The sequence below is a fragment of the Porphyromonas bennonis DSM 23058 = JCM 16335 genome (assembly GCF_000375645.1).
Taxonomy (GTDB): Bacteria; Bacteroidota; Bacteroidia; order Bacteroidales; family Porphyromonadaceae; genus Porphyromonas_A; species Porphyromonas_A bennonis.
Map to the genome: position 1 here is coordinate 31899 of NZ_AQWR01000012.1, position 22320 is coordinate 54218.

At 54.8% G+C, this 22320-nt stretch carries 23 protein-coding genes; 5 read left to right on the top strand and 18 right to left on the bottom strand.

What is annotated here, in order from left to right; translation table 11 throughout:
• Window positions 1-66 precede the first annotated feature (66 nt).
• The 3 genes from B088_RS03565 (at window position 67) to B088_RS03575 (ending at window position 1744) form a co-directional block, all read left to right on the top strand.
• Window positions 67-1095, top strand: a complete 1029-nt coding sequence (locus tag B088_RS03565) for a hypothetical protein (protein WP_155802286.1) — start codon at window positions 67-69, stop codon at window positions 1093-1095.
• 49 nt (window positions 1096-1144) lie between these two features.
• Window positions 1145-1411, top strand: a complete 267-nt coding sequence (locus tag B088_RS03570; RefSeq protein WP_025081915.1) for a hypothetical protein — start codon at window positions 1145-1147, stop codon at window positions 1409-1411.
• Window positions 1412-1495: 84 nt separating this feature from the next.
• Window positions 1496-1744, top strand: a complete 249-nt coding sequence (locus B088_RS03575) for a hypothetical protein (RefSeq protein ID WP_018107040.1) — start codon at window positions 1496-1498, stop codon at window positions 1742-1744.
• A gap of 103 nt (window positions 1745-1847) precedes the next feature.
• Here B088_RS03575 and B088_RS03580 read toward each other — a convergent pair whose 3' ends face one another.
• From B088_RS03580 to B088_RS03665, 18 genes are all read right to left on the bottom strand, one after another.
• Complete coding sequence (locus B088_RS03580; RefSeq protein ID WP_018107041.1) at window positions 1848-2054, bottom strand: helix-turn-helix transcriptional regulator; 207 nt, start codon at window positions 2052-2054, stop codon at window positions 1848-1850.
• A 713-nt stretch (window positions 2055-2767) separates the two neighbouring features.
• Entirely contained in the window at window positions 2768-3709 is a 942-nt protein-coding gene (locus tag B088_RS03585) for a HipA domain-containing protein (RefSeq protein ID WP_018107042.1), read from the bottom strand.
• Window positions 3706-4029: a HipA N-terminal domain-containing protein gene (locus tag B088_RS03590; RefSeq protein WP_018107043.1), complete on the bottom strand. Its 324-nt coding sequence runs from the start codon at window positions 4027-4029 to the stop codon at window positions 3706-3708. The genes B088_RS03585 and B088_RS03590 overlap by 4 nt, the downstream gene beginning before the upstream one ends.
• Window positions 4026-4232 (bottom strand): helix-turn-helix transcriptional regulator, encoded by a 207-nt coding sequence (locus B088_RS03595; RefSeq protein WP_018107041.1) that lies wholly within the window; start codon window positions 4230-4232, stop codon window positions 4026-4028. The genes B088_RS03590 and B088_RS03595 overlap by 4 nt, the downstream gene beginning before the upstream one ends.
• Window positions 4233-4527: 295 nt before the next feature.
• Window positions 4528-6108 carry a peptide chain release factor 3 gene (locus tag B088_RS03600; protein WP_018107044.1) on the bottom strand — a complete coding sequence of 527 codons (1581 nt, stop codon included), beginning with the start codon at window positions 6106-6108 and terminating at the stop codon, window positions 4528-4530.
• Window positions 6109-7029, bottom strand: a complete 921-nt coding sequence (gene rfbD, locus B088_RS03605; RefSeq protein WP_018107045.1) for a dTDP-4-dehydrorhamnose reductase — start codon at window positions 7027-7029, stop codon at window positions 6109-6111. It lies immediately after the preceding gene.
• Window positions 7022-7558 (bottom strand): DUF4924 family protein, encoded by a 537-nt coding sequence (locus tag B088_RS03610; protein ID WP_018107046.1) that lies wholly within the window; start codon window positions 7556-7558, stop codon window positions 7022-7024. Before B088_RS03610 ends, rfbD begins: the two co-directional genes overlap by 8 nt.
• 3 nt (window positions 7559-7561) lie before the next feature.
• Window positions 7562-7951 carry an HIT family protein gene (locus B088_RS03615; RefSeq protein ID WP_018107047.1) on the bottom strand — a complete coding sequence of 130 codons (390 nt, stop codon included), beginning with the start codon at window positions 7949-7951 and terminating at the stop codon, window positions 7562-7564.
• Window positions 7952-7965: 14 nt separating this feature from the next.
• Complete coding sequence (gene greA, locus B088_RS03620) at window positions 7966-8436, bottom strand: transcription elongation factor GreA (RefSeq protein WP_018107048.1); 471 nt, start codon at window positions 8434-8436, stop codon at window positions 7966-7968.
• A gap of 371 nt (window positions 8437-8807) precedes the next feature.
• Window positions 8808-10385 carry a sulfatase family protein gene (locus B088_RS03625; RefSeq protein ID WP_018107049.1) on the bottom strand — a complete coding sequence of 526 codons (1578 nt, stop codon included), beginning with the start codon at window positions 10383-10385 and terminating at the stop codon, window positions 8808-8810.
• Between the two features lie 103 nt (window positions 10386-10488).
• Window positions 10489-11979, bottom strand: a complete 1491-nt coding sequence (locus tag B088_RS03630) for a sulfatase-like hydrolase/transferase (protein ID WP_018107050.1) — start codon at window positions 11977-11979, stop codon at window positions 10489-10491.
• A gap of 10 nt (window positions 11980-11989) precedes the next feature.
• Window positions 11990-13621 carry a RagB/SusD family nutrient uptake outer membrane protein gene (locus B088_RS03635; protein ID WP_018107051.1) on the bottom strand — a complete coding sequence of 544 codons (1632 nt, stop codon included), beginning with the start codon at window positions 13619-13621 and terminating at the stop codon, window positions 11990-11992.
• A gap of 4 nt (window positions 13622-13625) precedes the next feature.
• A complete protein-coding gene (locus B088_RS03640) occupies window positions 13626-16922 on the bottom strand; it encodes a SusC/RagA family TonB-linked outer membrane protein (RefSeq protein ID WP_162137993.1) in 3297 nt (1098 codons plus the stop codon).
• A gap of 95 nt (window positions 16923-17017) precedes the next feature.
• On the bottom strand, window positions 17018-18127 hold the full coding sequence (locus tag B088_RS03645; RefSeq protein ID WP_018107053.1) for a FecR family protein: 1110 nt from the start codon (window positions 18125-18127) through the stop codon (window positions 17018-17020).
• 96 nt (window positions 18128-18223) lie between these two features.
• Window positions 18224-18763, bottom strand: a complete 540-nt coding sequence (locus B088_RS03650) for an RNA polymerase sigma-70 factor (protein ID WP_018107054.1) — start codon at window positions 18761-18763, stop codon at window positions 18224-18226.
• 77 nt (window positions 18764-18840) lie between these two features.
• Window positions 18841-19188 carry a hypothetical protein gene (locus tag B088_RS03655; protein WP_018107055.1) on the bottom strand — a complete coding sequence of 116 codons (348 nt, stop codon included), beginning with the start codon at window positions 19186-19188 and terminating at the stop codon, window positions 18841-18843.
• A 36-nt stretch (window positions 19189-19224) separates the two neighbouring features.
• Entirely contained in the window at window positions 19225-20133 is a 909-nt protein-coding gene (locus tag B088_RS03660) for a tRNA (adenosine(37)-N6)-dimethylallyltransferase (RefSeq protein ID WP_018107056.1), read from the bottom strand.
• Between the two features lie 9 nt (window positions 20134-20142).
• Complete coding sequence (locus tag B088_RS03665) at window positions 20143-21063, bottom strand: glycosyltransferase family protein (protein ID WP_026170477.1); 921 nt, start codon at window positions 21061-21063, stop codon at window positions 20143-20145.
• A 321-nt stretch (window positions 21064-21384) separates the two neighbouring features.
• Here B088_RS03665 and B088_RS03670 point away from each other — a divergent pair, with 321 nt between their 5' ends.
• Together B088_RS03670 and B088_RS03675 are read left to right on the top strand one after the other, a co-directional pair.
• Window positions 21385-21645 carry a hypothetical protein gene (locus B088_RS03670; RefSeq protein WP_018107058.1) on the top strand — a complete coding sequence of 87 codons (261 nt, stop codon included), beginning with the start codon at window positions 21385-21387 and terminating at the stop codon, window positions 21643-21645.
• A 97-nt stretch (window positions 21646-21742) separates the two neighbouring features.
• Window positions 21743-22320 (top strand): transposase (locus tag B088_RS03675; RefSeq protein WP_018107059.1); only part of this gene is annotated, 578 nt, incomplete at its 3' end.

Sequence of the window (22320 nt, forward strand, 5' to 3'; positions counted from 1 at the left end):
CTTTAGTCTGGGGGGATTTTGTGTAGATTTGTTAGCAGATAATGGAATGGCAAGGACAGGACTATGATGAACCTAAGTAAAGCAATCAAGGATGCCCTCCACAGGCATCAGCTCGAGGAGACTGATCTCCTCTGTCTCGAGATCTCGGACGAGGTACTCGACAGGATCGTGGCCGGTCGCAAGCGGGTGGACTTCCGCGAGCTAACCGAGTATTACGAGCAATTGCTCTTCCCGAGCTTCGATGAGAGTCTCCCCTCGACGAGGCTCTCCAAGCCCTACAAGGTGGTACTCTACCAGAGTACGTCGCCTGAGGGGACACGATCGACCCTTGTGCGCCTTCCTCAGATCCACTTTAATGACGAAGAGCGACAGCGGTATGACAGGAGCGAGAGCCCGGTGATCATCGACTACTACGGCATAGATGAGGGGGAGACCTCGGAGATGGCCGACTTCGTCGGCGACGAGATTGCCCAGGAGGCGTACAATGAGGGGCTGGAGGATCAGGATCCATTCTTCGCCATTCTGCTCGGAGAGGTGCTGCTGGACGAGGATCCAAGGAGGGATCAGAAGGAGGAGCACTGGAGGCAGATCCGCGAGGAGGGACCGCAATTTGAGAAGCTGATCGATCGGAAAGCGTCACCCCTCCCGGAGGAGGCAGCGGAGATGCTTCGTCAGCACAACCTCGCTCCGGATGAGGTGCTTCGCCTCGAGGTGAAGCGCAGCCACTTCGGTGAGATCCTGAAGGACAAGTGCTACCTTGCCATCCTGGCGCCCACGAGCGACTTTATGGAGACGATCCTCGTCCCCAGGACCAAGAGTGTCAAGCCTTATCGGGCGATCCTCTTCGAGACACGTGACGAGGAGCCGACGCGCTACGCTCTGACCTCGCTCTTCCTCCCCACTAAGGAGGAGCTGGAGGAGGGGATGCCTGATGAACCGCTTGTCATCGTCTATCACGGAGATGACAAGGGCGAGATCGCTACACCAGAGGATACGCTGGGCGTGACCCTCGCCGCCGCAGTCTATGAGCGGGGACTGGTGGAGAGGGACGACTTCGCCGTCATCCCCACCAATGAGCTCCTCGCCTCCCTCTGACACACGCTACATTCGGCATTGACTTTTGATATAAAAAAGATTTGCTCCTATGACGCCGGAAGAATTAGAGTTTGCTCGTACTTTCACTGATAAAGAGGTGATGTCAAGTGCCATTAGTCAGCTTAGAGGGCGTACGATCAATGAATACTATGAGACAACCGACGAAAACAAGAGGCAGGAGCTCGAGAAGCGTCAGCTGCTCCTGGAGTTTGAGGCCCGAGCTGTCCTGGGAGACGATGATAGAGCACATAGCATACAGGACAAGGTGATCAACCTCTATGGCCCGATGCTGAGGCATCTCAATGGTGTGGAGTGATGTAGTGGGTGTGAGGGAGCTTTATGGGCATAGGCCCTGGAACAGCTCTGAGATTTGTTATGTTATGTAATCCTTTGAATTGATATGATACAGAGTGATCGATTGCTTAGCTACTTCAGGTTTCTCTTCCTCGGGCTGGCTCTAGTCTATGGGGTCTATTGGATCCTTGCCACGTTTGTCTTCAGAGACTGGTATATGAGCAAGCCTCTTGACGCACTATTTTTCGTGTTCTGTGCCGGCTATTGCCTCCTCCACGAGAAGGCTGATCGGCTGCATAAGATAGTCTGGACAAGCCTAATGCTCTTGCTCGGACTCTTTGCACTCCTCGTATAGGAAGTCTCGCTCCCTTTGATCAGATACATAAGAGCGCCCCGCAGTCTCACTGACTGCGGGGCGCTCTCTATAATATTCGGGAGAGAATCTGGGGGTACCTGCTTCATGGCTCACTTCCATTCTTTGCCTGCACACCTACCTCAGCCTCAAAGAGAGCAAGGACTTGGTTCGCTTTGTCGAGGCGAATGGTCGGCTTACCTGCCTCCAATTCACGGACAAAGCGGATGCCTACCCCGGTCTTCATACTGAGATCCAGCTGAGTCAGCCCGTACTCCTTGCGTTTCTCCCTCACAAATTCTGCAATGGTCATATCTGCTAAGATTATACCCGATAAGGATGATTACATGGTAAATATACGCTTTCTGCCTGAAATAACACCTATCGGGTATAAAAGGACCAGGGGGTGACGCATTTGAGCTCTGCTGCAAAGACGCGAAAATCCCTGACGCTGAGAAATCCCGACTGCCGATCCCGCAGGGGCAGAGCCCCGTAGGGATCATCGTTTTTTAGCCCGCGTGTCGAGGCACGAAGTGCCGATGACCGCGGGAGAGGATGCCAAAAAAGATATACGACCCCGCTAGGGTGTCGCACTTATCAGGGAGTCAGGCAACCAGTGCGACACCCTGGCGGGGTCGCAATCGCTTGTGATGCCTGATCCACGGGTCATCGGGGCTGCGCCCCTCGACCTGTGGCTATGGAGCGAGCACCCGCAAGGGGTGCTTCGTTCCCAACCCTTCACAATGAGTTGAATGTCTTCAGTACCCTTCAAATGCGTCACCCCTGATATAAGGACTCGCTTTGCTGTCGTTGTGCTACGATCTGACGGGATGAAATCCGAGTGATCAGTCGCCGAAGAAGGTCAGTACTCTTGGTTTGTGCAAAGAGGAGACCATACGAGACTTTGCCCTCTCGCTGTGATGGCATCTTTGCAGCCGTACTTAGTACCCGGAGGAGTGGCTTACGAGCCTGCGGAAGTGGTGCCGCATAGCCTCATTTATCACTGGGATAGCAGGTCGGAGACTACTATATCGCGCTGATATTCTTAGCTATAAGTGTGATAAATGACTCTTTCATATCATCCGGAAGCGTAGACTCTTGGATAAAGTGGTACCACTGGTCTGCGACCTGAGTAAACTTTGAGAATGAGTTCTCGATGACCTTGTCGGGGATACCGGAGTCCTTCATCGCCCTTGTGAAGTGCTCCTTCCTCAGCTTGCTCTTCTTCCCGCATAGCGTGAGCGCCAGCTCCTCAGTGTCTTCCGGCAGCACAAGCTTGCTGGAGAGTAAGTCGTACGCCGGCGTCAGTTGATAGCCGGCAGCCCCTTGGGGTCGATAGAGTGAAAAGTTCTTCAGGTGCATGTCGGAGTTGCCGACCAGCCAGGAGAAGAGCACGACTTCCCAATAGCTGAGTAGGTCAAAGGTGGGTCTGGAGGAGTACTGTCGCAGGAGCTTGGCTACTTGCTCGTAAGAGCCTCTGTACTTGTGCTCCGTGAGCTTGTTGCTGAGCTGACAGAAGTCTTCCATCGGGAGTTTCTCACCTTTATCAGTTCGGTCAATTCTCCGAGTGATGTAGCTGAGCTCGCCATCTTTCATCCGGATCAGTCCATGGGGGACCACATCTATCCTCGCCATCTCAGCGAGGTGCATCGTCACATCCTCCAGCTCAGGGAGGTGTCTATATCTGTCCGTCTGCGGCTTGAGGATATAACGCCCCCATAGACCCACCACAGTAAGCCGATCCGGCACCCCCTTTTCTCCTTTATCTACGTCAAGGGAAAGCTTTGGCTGGATGCCGGTCAGTGTGGTCTGACTCTTGATGACCTCTGTGGCCAGCCTTGAGATACTCCTTCTGTCAAAATCAAGCGTTGGTGGCGTAGTCGTCCCAAATAGCCTCCGAGAGCAGGAGGGGTGATAGTCCACCTCGCCCTCGGGGAGCTCGTTATAGCAAATCAAGCACCGACTCATAATACTTCCTTAGGCACAATACTTACTGCTCCAATGCAGTCCTTACAGCAAGCGAGTAATAAGGACATCCTGTCCCTGCTGTCGATCTTCCAATTTCGCTCAGCAATATTCAGTAGCCACCCCTCCGGGATCAGGCCATCAAAGAATGGAAAGAGCACCTTGTCCGTAAAGCATTCGCTCGTCAATGGTAGCGTGAGGCTTATTGCTTCGGCATCTTCAGAAGCAAGATAGGCTGTGTCATAACAAAATCGATAACCCTCGTCGCTCTCAGTCAGGATGCCGGCTAATCGGTCGTATAGATATACTTCTGCCTGCTTCATGGCTCACTTCCATTCTTTGCCTGCACACCTACCTCAGCCTCAAAGAGAGCAAGGACTTGGTTCGCTTTGTCGAGGCGAATAGTCGGCTTACCCGCCTCCAATTCACGGACAAAGCGGATGCCTACCCCGGTCTTCATACTGAGATCCAGCTGAGTCAGTCCGTACTCCTTGCGTTTCTCCCTCACAAACTCTGCAATGGTCATATCTGCTAAGATTATACCCGATAAGGATGATTACGCAGTAAATATACGCTTTCTTCCTGAAATAACACCTATCGGGTATAAAAGACCTCCATTTGCTCCGAAATCAGCAGAAAACGACCCTATCGGGTATAATCCGACAGGGTCGTTTGTTGTCTTACTACTACCGTTTTGCGGATGAAATCCGAGTGATCAGTCGCTGACGAAGCTCAGAGCTATTGATTTGTGCAAAGAGGAGACCATATGAGGCTAAACGAGACAATGCCCCCTTGCTGTGATGGTATCTTTGCAGCCCTACTTAGTACTCGGAGGAGAAGTGGAAGGTGACCTTGGGGAACTCCTGCTGCGACATGCTGAGCATGTAGGCGGAGTCGGCGAGGTAGACATCCCGCCCCTGGGTGTCGGTCGCCATATAGGGTGCCTTGCGCCGCTTGAAGTCCTCCAGCACCGTCGGATCATCGCACTCGATCCAGCACGCCTTGTAGAGGCTGATCGGCTCCCAGCGACACTTCGCCTGATACTCGTGGAGGAGGCGGTACTCGATCACCTCAAACTGTAGCTGCCCCACCGTGCCGATGATCGTGCGACCGTTGTAGGTACTGGTGAAGAGCTGCGCCACGCCCTCGCCCATCAGCTGGTCGATGCCCTTGTGGAGCTGCTTCGTCTTCATCGGGTCGGCATTCTCGATGTACTTGAAGAGCTCGGGGGAGAAGCTGGGGAGCCCGCGGAAGTGGAGCTCCTCGCCGCACGTCAGGGAGTCCCCGATGCGGAAGTTGCCGGTGTCGGGCAGTCCGATGATGTCTCCGGCGTAGGCGTCCTCGACGATCTCCTTCCGCTGCGCCATGAAGGCAGTGGGGCTGCTGAAGCGGAAGTCACGGCCCAGTCGGACGTGGTGGTAATTGGTATTCCGCTGGAAGACTCCGGAGCAGATCTTGACAAAAGCGATGCTGGAGCGGTGGTTGGGATCCATATTGGCGTGGATCTTGAAGACAAAGCCGGTGAAGTCGGTCTCCTCAGGTCTCACGATCCGCTCCTCCGCCTTGGTGGGTCGGGGCGAGGGGGCGATGCGGACAAAGGTGTCGAGCATCTCCTTGATGCCGAAGTTATTGAGCGCCGAGCCGAAGAATACCGGTGCCAGCTGCGCAGCGAGGTACTTCTCCTCATCCATCGGTGGGTACACACCATCGATCAGCTCGAGGTCGGTCAGCAGCTGCTCCGCCTGCTCCTCGGTGGCATACTTAAGCAGCTCGGGGGAGTGGATGTCCACCTCGACACGGCTGGAGACGTGGCTCTTGTCCTGAGGATTGAAGACCTCGAGGTCATCCTTGGCAATGTTGTAGACGCCACGAAAGCGGTCGCCGCAGTCGATCGGCCAGGAGAGCGGCGTGACGGCGATCTGCAGCTCCTGCTCCAGCTCATCGAGGAGGTCAAAGGGGTTTTGCGCCTCGCGGTCCATCTTATTGACGAAGACGATCACCGGGGTCTGTCTCAGGCGGCAGACCTGCATCAGCTTCTTCGTCTGCGCCTCCACGCCTCGCGCTCCGTCGATCACGATGATGACCGAGTCGACGGCGGTGAGAGTGCGGAAGGTGTCCTCGGCGAAGTCCTGGTGTCCCGGCGTGTCGAGGATATTGATCTTATAGTCCTCGTACTCAAAGCCCATCACGGACGTGGCAACGGAGATGCCGCGCTGCTTCTCTATCTCCATCCAGTCGGAGGTGGCAGAGCGGCGGATCTTATTGCTCTTGACCGCCCCGGCGACATGGATCGCCCCTCCGAAGAGGAGGAGCTTCTCGGTGAGGGTGGTCTTACCGGCATCGGGGTGAGCGATGACGGCAAAGGTGCGTCGGCGGGCTATCTCTTCTGTAAAGTCTTTCATTTATCGCTGTGTATCGCGGTCGATGACCTCCTCGAGCGCCTCTTCCCAGGGGCGGAGCAGGTCAGGGTAATACTTCTGGATCTTCTCGGTGGAGAGCGCGCTGTAGTGCGGTCTCGAGGCAGGTAGGGCCAGGTCGGCCTGGGTGATGGGGCTGATCGGGTAGTCCTCCCGACCGGTGAGGAGTCGGGCGATGGTTGCTGCGAAGTGATACCGCGAGGTCTCGCCCAGATCTGCCACGTGGTAGAGTCCGTAAGGCAGGGGATCGGGAGCCTCGGGGTCGGTGAGCCCGTCCAGCAGTCGTCCGATCACGCGGGCGAGAGTCAGCGTCGAGGTGGGGGATCCTACCTCATCGGTGACGCAGCGGATCGGCTCCCCCGCCTCCACTTTTCCCCTGATGGAACGGTAGAAGCTCCGCCCCCACGACGCCGGGCCATAGAGCCAGGCGGTGCGGAGGATGTAGCTCTCGGGGTGGTTGGCGATGAGGAAGTGGTCGGCGTCAGCCTTCGACTTCCCATACCTATTGATCGGGTCGGCCACATCCTCCTCTATATAGGGCATGGTGGTCTCTGCGTTGCCCCCAAAGACGTAGTCCGTGCTGATCTGCACGATCGGGAGGTGTGGTCGCAGCTCGTGGAGCTGCATCAGGCAGAGGGTATTGGTCTCGAAGAGCTCGTCCTCGGAGAGTGTCTCCGCCCCGTCCACAGCGGTGTATGCGGCGCAATTGATCACCACATCCGGCTCCCTCTCCCGGAGGAAGCGGGATAGCTGACCAAATGAGGTCAGGTCCAGCTCCGCCCTCGTCGTCAGCACCCGATCGTAGTGAGCCGACTCGGGGAGTAGGTGACTGAGCGCCGTACCCAGCTGCCCTGAGGCGCCTGTGATCCATAAGAGCGGGCGCTCGCTCCCCATAGGCTCACTCATGCTCCTCCTCTCTCTCGCGGAATCGGTCTGCCAGCAGGGCGAGGAAGGTGCTCAGCTGCCTCATCCCTCGGATGGTCTCCTCCGATACCTCGCGCCCTTGCTCACGCAGGTGCACGTAGCCGTAGAGTCCGATCAGGGCGGTCTCCACCTCGCCGTGACTCCCTCCGGCGCCCTTGTCGCGGAGCTGGACGATGGCGGGTAGTGCGGCGTAGTAGAGCGTGGCGAAGAGGGTCTCAGACTTATCCCTCAGCAGCTCCGAGGAGAGCGCCTCGAGTCGGTCGGTCAGCTCAGTGAGCGAACTCAGGTGCCCCTGCTCCAGGATCCCCTCCTCCCGCATCTGCCGGGCGAGGGAGAGGTACCACTCCTCCACCTCCTGACGCTGCTCCTCAGAGCAGTCGTAGCCGCGCTCTATGTAGCGATGGATCTCTGCGGGGTCAAAGTGCAGTGCCCGAAGGATATCCTCCACCTGCCACATGTAGAGCAGGTACTCTGCAATGTTCTCGTGCCTCTTCTGCTTAGCGACAAACATCCCTCAGAGTCTCTCGCGGATCTGCTGTGCCACCTCCTCCAGCTCCTCGTCCGTCATGGAGACATGCTCGCCGTGGAAGTCGGCATCACTCTCACTATTGATCGGAATCAGGTGCAGGTGCGCATGATTGACCTCCAGACCGAGGACGACGGCAGCCACCTTGCGACAGCCACTCATCTCTCGGATGGCTGCGGAGATCTTCTTCGCAAAGCTCATCAGGCTCGCCAGCTCCTCATCGCTTAGGTCAAAGAAGTAGTCCACCTCCCGCTTCGGCACCACGAGCGTGTGGCCGGGACGAAGGGGGTTGATGTCGAGGAAAGCATAGTTGCGCTCATCCTCGGCGATCTTGTGGCTGGGGATCTCTCCCCGGATGATTTTGCTAAAGATGGTCATGGCGTAGGGTAGACTTAGATATTGATCTCATCGATGCGGAAGGTGAGCACGCCCGCCGGGACCTCAATCTCGCAGATGTCCCCCGGCTTCTTCCCGAGGAGACCCTTGGCGATCGGGGTGGAGATGCCGATCTTGCCCTCCTTATTATTCGACTCCGTATCGGAGACGATGGTGAAGACGCGCTGCTGCTTATTCTTCATATTCGTCAGCGTCACCTTGCTCAGGATGCCCACCTTGGAGGTGTCGATATTGGCGGTGTCGAGGATGCGGGCGTTAGCGAGCTGCATACGGAGCTGGGCGATCTTGTCCTCCAGCACCGCCTGCTTCTCCTTCGCTGCGGAGTACTCGGCATTCTCGGAGAGGTCGCCCTTCTCGCGCGCCTCGGCGATCTCCTGGATCACCTCGGGGCGGTCTACGCTCTCCAGCTTACTGATCTCCTCGGAGAGCTTCTTGTAGCCCTCCTCGGTCATATAGATAAAGTCCATAGTGTATATAGTGCTATGAAAATGGTTTTCTAAAATCTCTGAAAGACTGTACCTGTCAGACAAAAAGGAAACAATCCCAGGCGATACTCCGCCCGGAATCGTCACTCCGTCTGCAGTACGAGGTCGCCACCTCGATCCGGCAGTCAGTCTCTTGCATATAGCCCCGCAGGCAGTGTTACATCACCCCCTCAGGACTACGGCAAAGGTACGAAATAATTGCCGACCGCTCTATCCCCCTCCCTCCACTAATATCGTTGCAGTCGATCCCTTCCTTTATCAAAAACAAAAAGGGCTGACTCCAAGATGTCTTGAAGTCAGCCCTTTTTGTTATCAGTGCTGCCTAACTCACTCCGGGCAGCTAAGTGGTCGGATCAGAAGCCGTTGAGCCGGAGGGCGAGGGTGTCCTCGTACTGGGTCTGTGCCTCGATCAGCTCGCGACGCATCCGGTCGACGATCTCGCTGTAGGCGGGGTCGTCGTAGACATTCTTCATCTCGTGCGGATCCTCCTGTAGGTCGTAGAGCTCCCAGAAGTCTTGGTCGAGGTAGAAGTGGATCAGCTTGTACCGCTCATCGCGCACTCCGTAGTGACGCATCACGCTGTGCTCTGCAGGGTACTCGTAGAAGTGGTAGTAGATCTTGTCCCGCCCGGGGAGCTCCTTTGCCCCCTTAAGCAGCGGGACAAGGGACTCGCCCTGGATGTCCTCCGGGATTGCCACACCAGCCAGCTCGAGGAAGGTGGGCGCAAGGTCGATATTCTGCGTCAGCTCCTTGATCGCCCCGCGGGCATCGAGCCCCTTGGGGAGGTGCATTAGGAGCGGGTAGTGCATCGACTCCTCGTACATAAAGCGCTTGTCAAACCAGCCGTGCTCGCCCATGTAGAAGCCCTGGTCGCCGAGGTAGAGGACGATGGTCGTGTCCCAGAGTCCCTCCTCCTTGAGGTAGTCGATGATACGTCCGACGCCCTCGTCGATCGGGTGGATCACCTTGGCGTAGTCGCGCATGTATCGCTGGTACTTGTACTCCATCCGCTCCCGGTCAGTCATCTTGCTATCCCAGTAGTAGTCCGCCATGGGGCGGTAGTAGGCGAGGAACTTCTCCCTGTCCTCCTCGTCCATGCCGGATAGGATCCACTCGTACATCCGCGAGTAGTGGGTCGGATGATCCTCACGGAGAAGCTTGCAGTCGTAGGCGGGGTCCATGTGCTCCCCGATATTCATCTCTGCCCGAGCGGCCGCCGGACGACCGGCGTAGTCATCGTAGAAGTTTTCCGGAAGCTTAAAGGTCACATCCTCGTACAGATCCAGATCCTGGATGCGGGGCATCCAGTTGCGGTGCGGCGCCTTGTGCTGCACCATGAGCATAAAGGGACGACTCTTGTCTCGACCTCGGAGCAGGTCGATGCTCTTGGCCGTAATCAGGTCGGGGGCGTACCCCTTCTCCTTTACCGTATCATTGGGAGCGGTGATGAAGGCGGGGTTGTAGTAGTCGCCCTGACCCGGCAGGATCTCCCAGTGGTCGAAGCCCTGCGGGAGAGAGTGGAGGTGCCACTTGCCGATGATGGCGGTCTGGTATCCTGCCGACTGGAGCAGCTTGGGGAAGGTCTGCTGGTCGCCGTCGAATACGCTGTGCTCGTTATTGGTGAAGCCGTTCTTATGCGAGTGCTTTCCAGTCAGGAGGCAGGCGCGTGAGGGTCCGGAGATGGAATTGACGACAAAGGCGTTGTCAAATCTCACCCCGTCCTCCTCGGCGAGCCGGTCGATATTGGGGGTCTCGATCTCGCCGCCATAGGCGGAGATCATCTGGGAGGTATGGTCATCGCTCTCGATGATCAGGATATTGTACCGAGTCGGGGCCTCGTCCTTAGCCTTGGGGGCGCAGGCGGTAGGTAGTACGATGCCAGCCACGGCACTGAACCCTGCCGCCGCCCGATAGGCGCTATTCTTCTTCATATCTTATTACTTCTGCTACTGATAAGCGCAAATCTAAGGATTTAGAGAGAAAAAGGAGACTCTGTAGTTACCTATCAGAGCCTCCTTTTTTTTGTGGGAAGGGTTACTTAGCGAGGAGGTTGTGGGTCTCGCCGGGGTCGGTGGAGAGGTCGTAGAGCTGGGGGATGGTGTCCTGCCCTGTCTCTATGCCGGTCTGCCAGGCGCGCTTCGAGGGGCGCTTGACCGGGGGGATAAACTTGTACTTGCCGTACCGTATGGCGATCGTCGTCCCCAGTCCCTGCTCCACCATCAGCTCCCGCCCGGTGCCTCCGCGATTGAGCCACGTGGAGAGCTGATCCCGGCTGTCGGGTGCAGCGACAGGAGAGAGGGTGACTCCAAGGAGCGACGCCATGGAGCGAAGGAGGTCAATGTGCGACACCAGATGATCCACCACCTCGCCCTCCGGGACCACTCCCGGCAGGCTGACGATGAATGGGACCCTCGTCCCGCCCTCGAAGAGCGAGTACTTGCCACCCCTGAATGGGCCGCAGACCCGGTGGCGCCCCCCGGCCAGCTCCGTCGCCTTGTCGTCGTAGCCATCGTCGAGGACTCCACCATTGTCAGATGTGAGGATGATCAGAGTATTTTCTCGCAGCCCCAGTCGCTCCAGTTCGTTCAGGATCGTCCGGACGGTGCCGTCAAATTGCAACAGCGCATCGCCCCTCAGACCGAGTTTACTGGTCCTGTACTCCTCCTTAGGAAATCTCGGCACGTGGATGTCGTTGGTGCAGAGGTAGAGGAAGAAGGGTCGATCCTTATTCTGCCGGATAAAGTCCACCGCATGGTGCTCGATGGAGTCGGCGATCAGCTCGTCCTTCCACAGAGCTCGACCGCCTCCCTTCATATAGCCGATGCGGGAGATACCATTGATGATGCTCTGGTCGTGTCCGTGGGAGGGCTTGAGGTTATAGAGCAACTCGGGATGATCTCGTCCGGTCGGTTCGCCCGGGAAGTTGTGCTTATAGCTGACAAGGATGGGACTGGAGGGATCGTAGTCGACCACCTGTCCATTCTCTATCCAGACGCAGGGAACTCTGTCAGCGGTGGCGGCCATGATATAAGAGTAATCAAAGCCGAGATCCTGGGGATTTGGGGAGAGCTTCTGATTCCAGTCCTGCCCTGAGGGATTATCCCCGAGACCGAGGTGCCACTTGCCGATCGCCCCGGTAGTGTATCCTGCCTCACGGAAGAGATCGGCGACCGTGTACTGCTCCGGATGTATGATCATCGGAGCGTCTCCGCTGGCGACGCCGGTGTCCTCCCGCTTCCAGGCGTAGTGACCGGTCAGGAGGGAGTAACGTGAGGGGGTAGAAGTGGCGGCGACGCAGTGAGCGTCAGTGAATCGGGTCCCCCTCTGTGCCAGCTCCTCGACAGCCGGCGTCTCCACCCCGGATGTGCCATAGGGCGACAGGTCGCCCCATCCGATGTCATCAGCCAGCAGGACGATCACATTGGGTCTCTCCGGCAGCTCCTTGTCTCTCTGCTCTTGAGCTGTTACAGGAAGGGTTGCGAGAGAGGCCAGTCCGATGGAAACGGATAGTTTGCTTTTATTCATAACTGATCTATTAAGACTGCTTTCTTAAGTTTGGATTTATATCCTGCTCAGACTGGGGATAGGGCCATCTGTAGTCAATGTCCGACCGGAAGCTTCTTTGATTGACATACCAGCGATCGTAAGGGTCCTTGATGTCGCCTTTTTTATTCATACGCTTAGCACCAGGGAAAGGTGAGCCATATATGTCTCCACTGAGGACCTCTTCCCCGATGTGCCAGCGGATTATATCCCAGTAGCGGATTCCCTCGCAAGCAAGCTCTACACGTCGCTCATTGCGAATTCGCTTACGAAGGTCTTGAGTGTTCTCGAGTGTAATGGGTGGCATATTGACAGAGGGTCGCTTCCTGATCAGGTTTACGGTCTGATTAAGGAGATCTTGTGTGACGACTCCGTTATTCATCTCCATACTGGCCTCAAGATAGCTTAGCAAAACTTCCGCATATCTGATGACAGGCACATCTCCACCATAGAGTGTCAGAGAGCCACTGTACCCCTCATCAAGAAATTTCCTAAGCAGAAATCCTGTCTGGGTGGTCTGACCACCCATGACTTTGTCCGGACTCTTGCTGTCAGGGTCACTAATATATTTCTCACCCTTGAAGTCTGCACCATTATATAGTATGGTATACCTAAGACGGGGATCACGATTTTCTCCTAAGTCACTTGGATTGTAGAGCGGACTATCAAATGAAAATTGAGATCCATCGGTGAATTCGTAGGCTTCAAAAAGAGATCCTAACACATTTGCCAAGCACCATCCGCCATCCTTAGCCGGCAGTGCATGCTGATGAATGGCATTTCCAGCAAGCCCAGGAAGGTACTGAAAGGAGAAGATGATTTCCGAGCTGCTTTCCCCCTTCTCCGTGAATAAATCGGTGTAGTTATTGTACAGCGTGTTATCGCCAAAGTCGATAATCTGCTTAAATGCTTTAGCTGCCTCCTCCCATCGCTCCTCAGCAAGGAAAACCCTGCCAAGAAATGCTAGTGCAGCTTGCTTACAAGCTCTTCCTTTCTCATCAGCTTTGAGCTCCTTATATTGAGGTAGGTCTGCCGACGACTCGGAAAATTCTTTCACAAGGAAGTTGACCAGTTCTTTATGCTTAGTCACCTCCGCATGATTACCCTCTTCAGGAGTAATTACCGTTGTGATTAACGGTACGTCACGGAAGTACTGACTAAGATAGAAATATTGAGTTGCCCTAATGAATCTTGCCTCAGCAATATATCTCTTTGTCATCTTTGTCTCTGGGAGACTCGTGATGTTCTGAAGTAACTCATTGCACCTCCCTATTTTAGAGTAGCTGTTAGTCCAGTACTTTGAGATGAAGGCATTGGTAGAGACTAGTTGACCAGAAGAAATTTTGAAGAAATTAGAGTTCGTGTTTCTTCGGTCGTACATATTGTCACTGGCAAACTCTAGGAAGATAAGCCCTCCATATGACCACCAGTCAGATGGGACGTACTCCGGACCTGAGAATGAAGCATTCCCTCTGTAAATACCTGTAAGGACTACATCTATGTTGTCTTCGCTTTGCCATACTGTCTTCCTTGATAGCCTGTCAAGAGGATCTCGATTGAGGTCACAGGATGAAAGACCGAGCAGGGACAAGCATATTGCAAGGATTATATATTTAGTTCTCATAAGTTTATAAGCTGAAATTTAGCCCAAAGGTTATTGTCCTAAGTATCGGATAGAAAGCTCCTCCGGTATTGATCTCAGGATCCCATCCTTTTGGGTACTTGTTAAATGTATAAAGGTTGTCTCCAGAAAGGTATAGCCTTAGAGATGAGATTTGAGGCAACCATTGCTTGTGAAGGGTATACCCTATCTGTACGTTCTTGATCCTAAGGTAGGATGCGTCTCTGAGCCAGAAGTCGGAGACCTCTGTGTTTGCAGTTCCTGTGCCGGGGATTGCCTCAAGACGTGGGTACTTGGCGTAGCGATCGGGCTGATCCGGCCTAAACCGGTTGTCCGCCTGCCATCTCTGGATATTTCCCTCCTGGAAAAAAGCATATCCCGCAAAGTTGTTTAGATATCCCTTTACGCCGGCAACTCCTTGCAACTGTATTGTAAAGTCTATCCCCTTATAGCCCATTCCTCCGGATATACTAAAGGTGTATTTCGGAATCGATGATCCCAGTACAGTCCTATCATAGTTGGGGTCTACGACTCCGTCAGGTTTCCCATCAGGCCCTAATAGGTCCTTATACCTAATGTCTCCGGGGACGCTTTTGGGATTGATCTTTTTCTGATTTGCCCAAGCTTTGATGTCCTCTTGGTCGGTAAAGACACCATCGGTCTTGTAGCCATAGTAGATATCTATTGGATGGCCTATAAAGAGGTTTCCACTGCCGACTAGTCCATTAAGCTGCTTGACATCTCCCACACCGAGAGACTTGATTCGGTTGTCTATATAGGTAAAGTTTCCGGTCAGGTTGTAGCTGAAGTCTCCTTTTACATATTGGTGTCCTATTTCTACCTCGATACCCTTGTTGGTTAGTGTACCTGTGTTGATGGGAGATACTTTAAGACCGGACACCTTTGATACACTACCTCCCGGCGCAAAGAGTATATCATAGGTGGTACGAGAAAAGTAGTTGACATTGAGGGTCAGTGCGCCATTGAGGATAGAAGACTCAAAACCTGCATCCCAAGTCCTGGTGCTTTCCCACGAGAGATTTTCGTCCGTGGACTTAGTCACGGCAGCTCCCTGGTGAAGTGTATTGCCGAATGGATAAAAGAGGCCCAGGTCATATACAGTCTGGTAGGGGTAGACTCCGATCTCTTGATTTCCAAGTACTCCAAGTGATACCTTGAGCTTAAGATTACTGATCCACTCGAGTGAGTTGCAATTCTTGAAGAAATCCTCTTCGCTTACTCGCCATCCTAGGGCAGCTGATGGGAAAAACGCATACCGCTTATGCGATGAAAATCTTGAAGAGCCATCATAGCGCCCCGTTATCTCCAATAGGTACTTCGAGGCGTAGTTGTAGTCTAAGCGTCCAAATACTGATTGCATAGCCCACTCTGTTCCTCCGCCATTTCCCTTTTGGTTGTCAGGAGATCCCACATTGATGTATGGGAGGTCATTAGAGGCCAGCTTGTCACGCTCTGCCCCCACATACCTACTGGAGTAATCCTCGTAGGAGTAGCCGAGTAGAGCAGATAGACCATGCTCTCCCACCTGACCTGTGTAGTTTACAGTCGACTGAAGGGTTTTGTAAAAGTTCCTTACCATCTGATCGTTCAGTGAGGAGGCCCCTGGGGTGAGTCCGTTTTGTAAGGTAATAGAGGAGCGGAATTGCTTGGACTCGCTGTTGTTATGATTCATTCCGGCAATTACTTTCATCTCCAATTCCTTGATCGGCTTGTAAGATAGAGAGACGTTCGTGCGGGCGGAAAACCTTCTGTTATTAGCGAAGGACTTGCTTTCGATCCAGGCAAGAGGCGTACCATGCATTTCTGGTCCCAGGCCATATTCACCCGTAGACAGTTTCGTGGGCTTAATACCTGGGAATCGTAGTGCTTTAAGGATGATGTGTTCCATTGACTCAACATCCTCTCCACCAGGAGTGATAGGCTCGTTTCGCTCTGAAACCAGTGCATGCAGATTGACAGAGATGGAAAGATTATCACTCAGGTTGATGGTAAAGTTTGTTCTCCCGTCGTACCTCGTGAAGTAGTTCTTACTTACTAGCCCATCCTGATATAGAGCCCCTAAGGATGCGTAGTAGGACATCCTTTCAGTGCGTCCATTAATTGTTACGTGGTGGTTTGTTTGAGGAGCATTGCTCTTAAATAGGCTGCGCAAGTAGTCCTCCTGGGCATACACGTCTTTGTTACTTCCGTTACGGAAGCTTGCTATCTCTTCTTCGGAGTATGTAGGAGTGCCTGTGGCCTCGTTGAGGAGCTTTGCGTACTCCCAGGTTGGTACAAACTCTGGTAGGGCAGTGGGGGAGTTCCAGCCTACGTATCCACTGTATGATAGGTTGATCTTGTCTCCTTTCCCTTTTTTGGTGGTGATTAGGATTACACCATTAGCTGCTCTTGATCCATAGATGGCAGCCGTTGATGCATCTTTGAGGACTGACACACTCTCCACATCTCTAGAGTTCACATCTGATATGGATCCAGGTATGCCATCCACTAATACGAGTGGATTAGGAGAGCCTCCGAAAGATCCGATACCTCTGACACGTATACTGTTGCTTTCCTTTCCCGGGGCGCCTGATCGCTGAGTCACCGTGACTCCTGACATCATACCGGTGAGTGCGTTTACTAAGTTTGCAGAGGACTTTTTCGTTAGGTCATCTCCTTTAACTTGAGCGATCGATCCGACCACATTCACCTTCTTCTGGGTGCCGTAGCCGACGACGACTACCTCCTCTAGGAGCTCAGAGTCTTCGTGCAGGGTGATGGTGATGTCAGTGCGCCCATTGAGAGCCACTTCCTGTGGGGTCATTCCTACGAAGGTGATACGCAGGGTGGCATCTGCCGGTACGTCCTTGAGCTCAAAGTTGCCGTCAATGTCTGTAAATGCCCCCTTACCCTGTACGCCTACTACGGCAATGGTGGCTGACATTATCGGCTGTCCCTCTTTGTCAAGCACCTTACCCTTGACGGTGATAGTCTTGGACTGGCTGTTCTTGCTTGCTTGTGTTAGTACAATCAGACCATCACGAACCTCGCACGATAGTCCTTTGTCACGGAAAGCTTCCAGGATCTTGTCCAAGGAGGCATCAGTTAGCTCCAGATGGAGAGGCTCCGAGAGGTTCACGTCCCGGTCGTTGTAGAAGAAGTGCAGTCCTGTCTGCTGCTCCACCGCTTTTATCACCGAGCCAATGGTGCCGCTCGGCTGCATTACGGTGATAGAGGCATCCGACTGCGCTGCTGCCGGCTGTGGCATGGCACCGAAGGCCGGTGCTGCGAGGAGGACCATCATAGACAGTGCCACCCGCACCGAACCGCTAGCGTGGCGGCGGAGAGATGATTTCACACTCATAATAGGGGTTTGAAATAATGTTATGTTGAGGGGCATCACCGATGGCTTACGACCACGTGGTGCTCCTCGTGTTGTTGGTTGGTTATGCTAAGCTTGGTGGTTGTCTCCAGTAGGCTGAAGACGAAGTCTCTGCTGTACTCTCTCTTCAGTGCACCGGTATATGTATTCTCCTTGAGGGAGTCGGAGGTAAAGGTGGTGTCAAATCCGTACCACCGTCCAAGATAAGTCATGATAGAGGATAGAGATAGGTGACTGAAGACAAACGTCCCCTCCACCCATGCGGTCTTTGTCCTCAGATCTGCCGGTCTGCTCTCCAGACTGCCGTCTCTGCTACGGACAGCCTCCTCTCCGGGATGGAGCATAAGAGATCGACCCTCCTTATCGGTGACTCTCAGTCTCCCCTCCACTAGAGTTGCCGTAGGCTCCTGCTCCGGGTAGAGACAGATATTAAATGTAGTCCCGAGCACCTCCAGGTCCATTTCCGGCAGTGTGACACGGAAGGGGTGTTTCTCGTCATGCGCCACATCCATCAGCGCCTCACCTGACTCCAGAGCTATGCGACGTCCACCCGAGAACGAAGTGGGCATCCTTAGTTGAGAGACGGAGTTGAGCAATACCATTGTACCATCCTCCAGGAGGACGTTTCCACGCCTTGTCTCCGGCACAACGAGAGTCACTGCCTCATCGGGACTGAGGAGAGGGGCCATCTCCGCCATCTTAAGTGTGTCCTGGTCCCCTAGACGGAGGTGCATTCTTGATCCGTCTGCTCGCAAGAGTACCAGATCCCTATCTCCTGCAAGGGAGTCAGGAAGAATGTAGGACTGCCGTAACAGGTCCATTGCGACTTGACTCTCCTCCGGCAATAGCTCACTACCTCTCTGTGGTAGGAGTAGGATCATCAGCACGCCGATAAAGGCAGCTGCTGCCCCAAGAGAGACTGCGATGAGACGTCTTCGTTGTCTCCTCTGCCTCTCCCGACGATCCACTTCGGCTTGTAGTCGTTCGTATCCTACACGGACATCGAAGTCCGGTGTCGCTGATAGATCCGAGAGCCGCTGGATCATCGGCAGATCCTCTGTCTCTGCCCTCTCCTTGCCGGATAGGACAGACTCTATATGGTGTATGTACTCAGACTGATCCTTCATAATGGATGACAAAAGGTGTTGCGAGAGGTGCGCCGATAGGTGCCTCTCTGATTGTAAGACGATCGAGAAGTGAAAAAGGGTGAAGAGGGGGAAGATCTAAGAAAGATGCGTGAGGATGATCCAGAGCCCGATCATAGCGAGGGGGTCGCTGCGAAGTTTCTTCCTCGCTATGCGAAGTTGGGTCTTGACAGTATTGATTGAGATCCCCTTCCGCTCTGCGATCTCGGAGTACTTCAGCCCCTCCATGGTGGCGAGGAGAAATATTTCACGCGCCGCTTCAGGTAAGCTCTGTACGAGACGCCACGCCTGACTGATCATCGCCTCTCTCTCCTCTTCGGTCAGGTCCTCGAGGTCTGCCACCTCCATCTCGTACCGCACTCTCTCCTCGTGAGCTCTGACTACTGAGCGATGACGGATCACATCGTAGATACGATTTTTGACCAGTGTAGCTAGGTAAGAGTGGGGATTGCGGATGGATGATGGGTCTACTCGCTGCTCCCAGAGCTGCATAAAGACCTCCTGCACCACCTCCTCTGCGAGAAACGAGTCTCCGCACACCGCTACCCCCACCCAGTACATCTCTCGAGCATGGGTGATATAGAAGGTCTCAAAGGTATGGTCACTCTCGGGTCTCAATGTGCGAGGAAATGTCACCTTGGCATCTCCGTCAAAGGTACAATATTTCCCGACAGAGCCCTTGTGTTACAGCTGGGTTAGCGGGCGAGGAGGTTGTGGGTCTCGCCGGGGTCGGTGGAGAGGTCGTAGAGCTGGGGGATGGAGTCCTGCCCGGTCTCTATGCCGGTCTGCCAGGCGCGCCTCGTGGGGCGCTTGACCGGGGGGATAAACTTGTACTTGCCGTACCGTATGGCGATCGTCGTCCCCAGTCCCTGCTCCACCATCAGTTCCCGCCCGGTGCCTCCGCGATTGAGCCACGTGGAGAGCTGATCCCGGCTGTCGGGTGCAGCGACAGGAGAGAGGGTGACTCCGAGGAGCGAAGCCATGGAGCGAAGGAGGTCAATGTGCGACACCAGATGATCCACCACCTCGCCCTCCGGGACCACTCCCGGTAGGCTGACGTCTCGTCCGGTGCTCCATACTCATCTCTTACTATACTCTCTCAGGATTAGGTCGGCGGTCTCGGCGGGGGTGTCGGCGGGCGGTATAGGGATAATGGTTAGACCTCGCCGCTCCATGCCGCGGATCCAGGTCATCTGACGCTTGGCAAACTGATGTATCGCCACCTCCAGGCGCTCCCGCATCTCCTCATAGGTGAGCTTGCCGGTGACGTAGTCCGTCACGTAGCGGTACTCCAGCCCATAGTAGGTGAGTTGCTCAGGGCGAAGGTGCTGCAGCAGCCCCTCCACCTCCTCCACCATCCCTCCGAGGAGTCTTCGGTCAAGTCGCTCGCTGATCCGTCTGCGCCGGGTCTCCCGGGAGATGTCGAGGCAGTAGATCGGTCCCTCCAGTGGGGGACGATCCAGATACCGCTCGCCATGGTCGCGGAAGTAGAGTGCCACCTCTATCGCCCGCTCCATCCGTCGCCTATTCTCCGGATCCCTCACCTCCTCCAGCGCACCCAGCTGCTCCGCTCTCTCGCGAAGCGCATCGAGACTAAGCTGTCCCAGCTCCTCTCTCAGCTGCTCGTCCCGAGGGACATCCGGCAGGTGGTACCCCCGGACCGCCGCCTCGACGTAGAGCCCCGAGCCACCGCAGAGGATCCTCGGTGTCTTCACAGGCAGCGACTGCCATACTTGGTCAAAGTCCTCTAGGTACTGGAAGAGACTGTAGTGGTCACCCGCCTCGGCAATGTCTATCAGGTAGTAGGGAACCGGATCCCCATCCACTACATAGTCCTCCAGATCCTTCCCCGTCCCGAGGTCCATCCCCCGGTAGACCTGCCGCGAGTCACCGCTCAGCACCACCCCGCCCATCCGGTGGGCAAGGTGCGCCGCCACGGGGGTCTTCCCAGATGCGGTCGGCCCGATGATCGTCAGCAGCTGAGGCACTCAGAGGGCTTACTTGCGGAGCGAGGAGAGCAGGCTGTCGGGATAGATCCCCTCCTCGTGGAGGCGGGCAAATTTCCTCACCACCTCGGGACGATCCTCAGCATAGGTGACGCCAAACCAGCGCGCCGGTGTATCCAGTACCTTGCAGGTCGCCTTGCCCCGGTGTACCAGGTCGTTCACCACCGTGGGGATGTAAAACTCTGCCTTCGGTTTCTCCAGATTCTCATCCAGAAACTTTCGGAAAGCCTCCCGACTGTGAGCGAAGTAGTCGGGCGTGAAGCCCCACATATTCATCGACACCGGCGTATTCTCCTCCAGCACCACCTTCTCACCATTCTCATCAGTAAAGGAGATCTTCCCCTCCTCATCGCGTCCGATGCTGGTCCGCTCCACTACCTCGGTGAGGTAGCCGCGGTCGTCGGTGACGCAGACACCGCGGGAGACGGTACCGCTCTCGCTGAGGGTATTGCCACAGCGGTAGCCCACCATGGCATACTCGCCCTCCTTCCCCTCGACGCTGCGGAGGAAGTCGGCAAGTGCCTCGAAGCTCTCGCGCCCGTAGAAGTCGTCCGCATTGATCACCGCAAAGGGCTCTCTGATCACCTCCTCGCCCATCATGACGGCGTGATTGGTACCCCAGGGCTTCGTCCGCTCCTCGGGGACCTTGTAGGAGTAGGGGATCTTATCCACGCTCTGGAAGACCAGCTCCACCGGGATCAGTCGGTCGTACTTGGAGACGATCTTCTCTCTGAAGGCCTCCTCGAAGTCCCTTCGGATCACGAAGACCACCTTGCCAAATCCTGCCCGGATGGCATCGTAGATGGAGTAGTCCATAATGGTCTCGCCGTGAGGGCCGAGACCGTCGATCTGCTTAAGGCCGCCATAGCGGGATCCCATGCCGGCGGCAAGTACAAATAGTGTTGGTTTCATCAGTATATATGTTGTCTGTATAGTCCTAATACCACCTCAAAGATAGCCAAATCTTGTGAAGCACCTCCCCGGAAGTCCCGGAAAAGGGTCGAATCGTACCCGATCAAATAGGGCTCAAAACTAAACCCGGTATTAGTGCGCACTAATACCGGGTTTAGACAACACTATTACCGGTATTAGAATGACCCCTGAGGAGCAGGGGGTTGTTAGCGGTCCGTATGAGCGGCTAATTCGCATTTTGATGTGCTGGGACGGGGAGTAAAAAGAGATTACCTTTGTTGAGGAGACAATAGATAGTAGATGAGGAAGTAGTTATAGCATATGGAAACGGCAGAGATAACGGAGTTGATTTCGGCATTTGTCCCGGAGGAGATCCTTCAGGACTTCGAGCTGAAGGAGGTAAAGAAGGAGTGCGGGGTGTACCGACTCTATATGGACGAGAAGGACGACAAGAACCATTATCCCCCAGGGCTGACGGAAGCCAAGGAGGTGGTCCGATGTGGCTACATGAATCCCTGCGAGATCCAGACTTTTCCCATAGCCGGTTGCGAGGCATTCATCTACATACGCCGGCGGCGGTAGAAGGAGAAGGGTGATCGAGAGTCCTTTTTCAATACCTATAAATACACGATCGAAGGGATCAAATGCACACCGAAGTTCGGTGCTTTTTTAAAAGAAATTGGTCGAGGGGAAGCCGATCAGCATTGGTAATATCACCTATGTCCTCGGGACGGATGCGAAGCGTCTTGACCAGTGGTACAAGGATTACCTGAGTGGTTTTCGTGAGGCAGAGCGGGATGGCAGGCTTTGCCAAGACGACATAGAGGTCCGGCGAGAGGGAGGTCAAAAAAAGATCAGGGTGCCGATCCTCAAAGAGTCAAACGTAGGCTCCTATATGGCGATCGACGAGAAGACGATCGACGGCGTCTGCGACACGATCATCAGCAACCGGGAGACGAGCAAGATCGCATTGATGGCCGACACGCTCAGAACCTCAGAGCTTCGGCAGGTCCTATCAAAGTTTCCGGTAAAGACCAAGATGAAGGTCCGGAGTGTGACTCGGGACATGGCTCCGAATTACGACTGGCTGGCGAGGACGACCTTTCCCAATGCGTATCAGGTGGCGGACAAGTTTCACGTCCTCCGCGAAATTCTTGAGCAGCTCCAGAGTGTCCGAATCCGCCACCGACAAGCGATCCTTGCCCTTGAGCGGAAGAAGAATAAGACGGTAAAAGAGAAGCTGACCCTGCAGGAAAA

Bases quoted from the DNA above. Each gene is read 5' to 3' on its own strand.
- B088_RS03615 (WP_018107047.1), bottom strand. From the start codon at position 7,951: ATGACCATCTTTAGCAAAATCATCCGGGGAGAGATCCCCAGCCACAAG.
- B088_RS03575 (WP_018107040.1), top strand. From the start codon at position 1,496: ATGATACAGAGTGATCGATTGCTTAGCTACTTCAGGTTTCTCTTCCTC.
- greA (WP_018107048.1), bottom strand. From the start codon at position 8,436: ATGGACTTTATCTATATGACCGAGGAGGGCTACAAGAAGCTCTCCGAG.
- B088_RS03630 (WP_018107050.1), bottom strand. From the start codon at position 11,979: ATGAATAAAAGCAAACTATCCGTTTCCATCGGACTGGCCTCTCTCGCA.
- B088_RS03600 (WP_018107044.1), bottom strand. From the start codon at position 6,108: ATGAAAGACTTTACAGAAGAGATAGCCCGCCGACGCACCTTTGCCGTC.
- B088_RS03670 (WP_018107058.1), top strand. From the start codon at position 21,385: ATGGAAACGGCAGAGATAACGGAGTTGATTTCGGCATTTGTCCCGGAG.
- B088_RS03640 (WP_162137993.1), bottom strand. From the start codon at position 16,922: ATGATGGTCCTCCTCGCAGCACCGGCCTTCGGTGCCATGCCACAGCCG.
- rfbD (WP_018107045.1), bottom strand. From the start codon at position 7,029: ATGAGTGAGCCTATGGGGAGCGAGCGCCCGCTCTTATGGATCACAGGC.
- B088_RS03645 (WP_018107053.1), bottom strand. From the start codon at position 18,127: ATGAAGGATCAGTCTGAGTACATACACCATATAGAGTCTGTCCTATCC.
- B088_RS03585 (WP_018107042.1), bottom strand. From the start codon at position 3,709: ATGAGTCGGTGCTTGATTTGCTATAACGAGCTCCCCGAGGGCGAGGTG.
- B088_RS03570 (WP_025081915.1), top strand. From the start codon at position 1,145: ATGACGCCGGAAGAATTAGAGTTTGCTCGTACTTTCACTGATAAAGAG.
- B088_RS03665 (WP_026170477.1), bottom strand. From the start codon at position 21,063: ATGAAACCAACACTATTTGTACTTGCCGCCGGCATGGGATCCCGCTAT.
- B088_RS03590 (WP_018107043.1), bottom strand. From the start codon at position 4,029: ATGAAGCAGGCAGAAGTATATCTATACGACCGATTAGCCGGCATCCTG.
- B088_RS03610 (WP_018107046.1), bottom strand. From the start codon at position 7,558: ATGTTTGTCGCTAAGCAGAAGAGGCACGAGAACATTGCAGAGTACCTG.
- B088_RS03625 (WP_018107049.1), bottom strand. From the start codon at position 10,385: ATGAAGAAGAATAGCGCCTATCGGGCGGCGGCAGGGTTCAGTGCCGTG.
- B088_RS03580 (WP_018107041.1), bottom strand. From the start codon at position 2,054: ATGACCATTGCAGAATTTGTGAGGGAGAAACGCAAGGAGTACGGGCTG.
- B088_RS03565 (WP_155802286.1), top strand. From the start codon at position 67: ATGAACCTAAGTAAAGCAATCAAGGATGCCCTCCACAGGCATCAGCTC.
- B088_RS03595 (WP_018107041.1), bottom strand. From the start codon at position 4,232: ATGACCATTGCAGAGTTTGTGAGGGAGAAACGCAAGGAGTACGGACTG.
- B088_RS03635 (WP_018107051.1), bottom strand. From the start codon at position 13,621: ATGAGAACTAAATATATAATCCTTGCAATATGCTTGTCCCTGCTCGGT.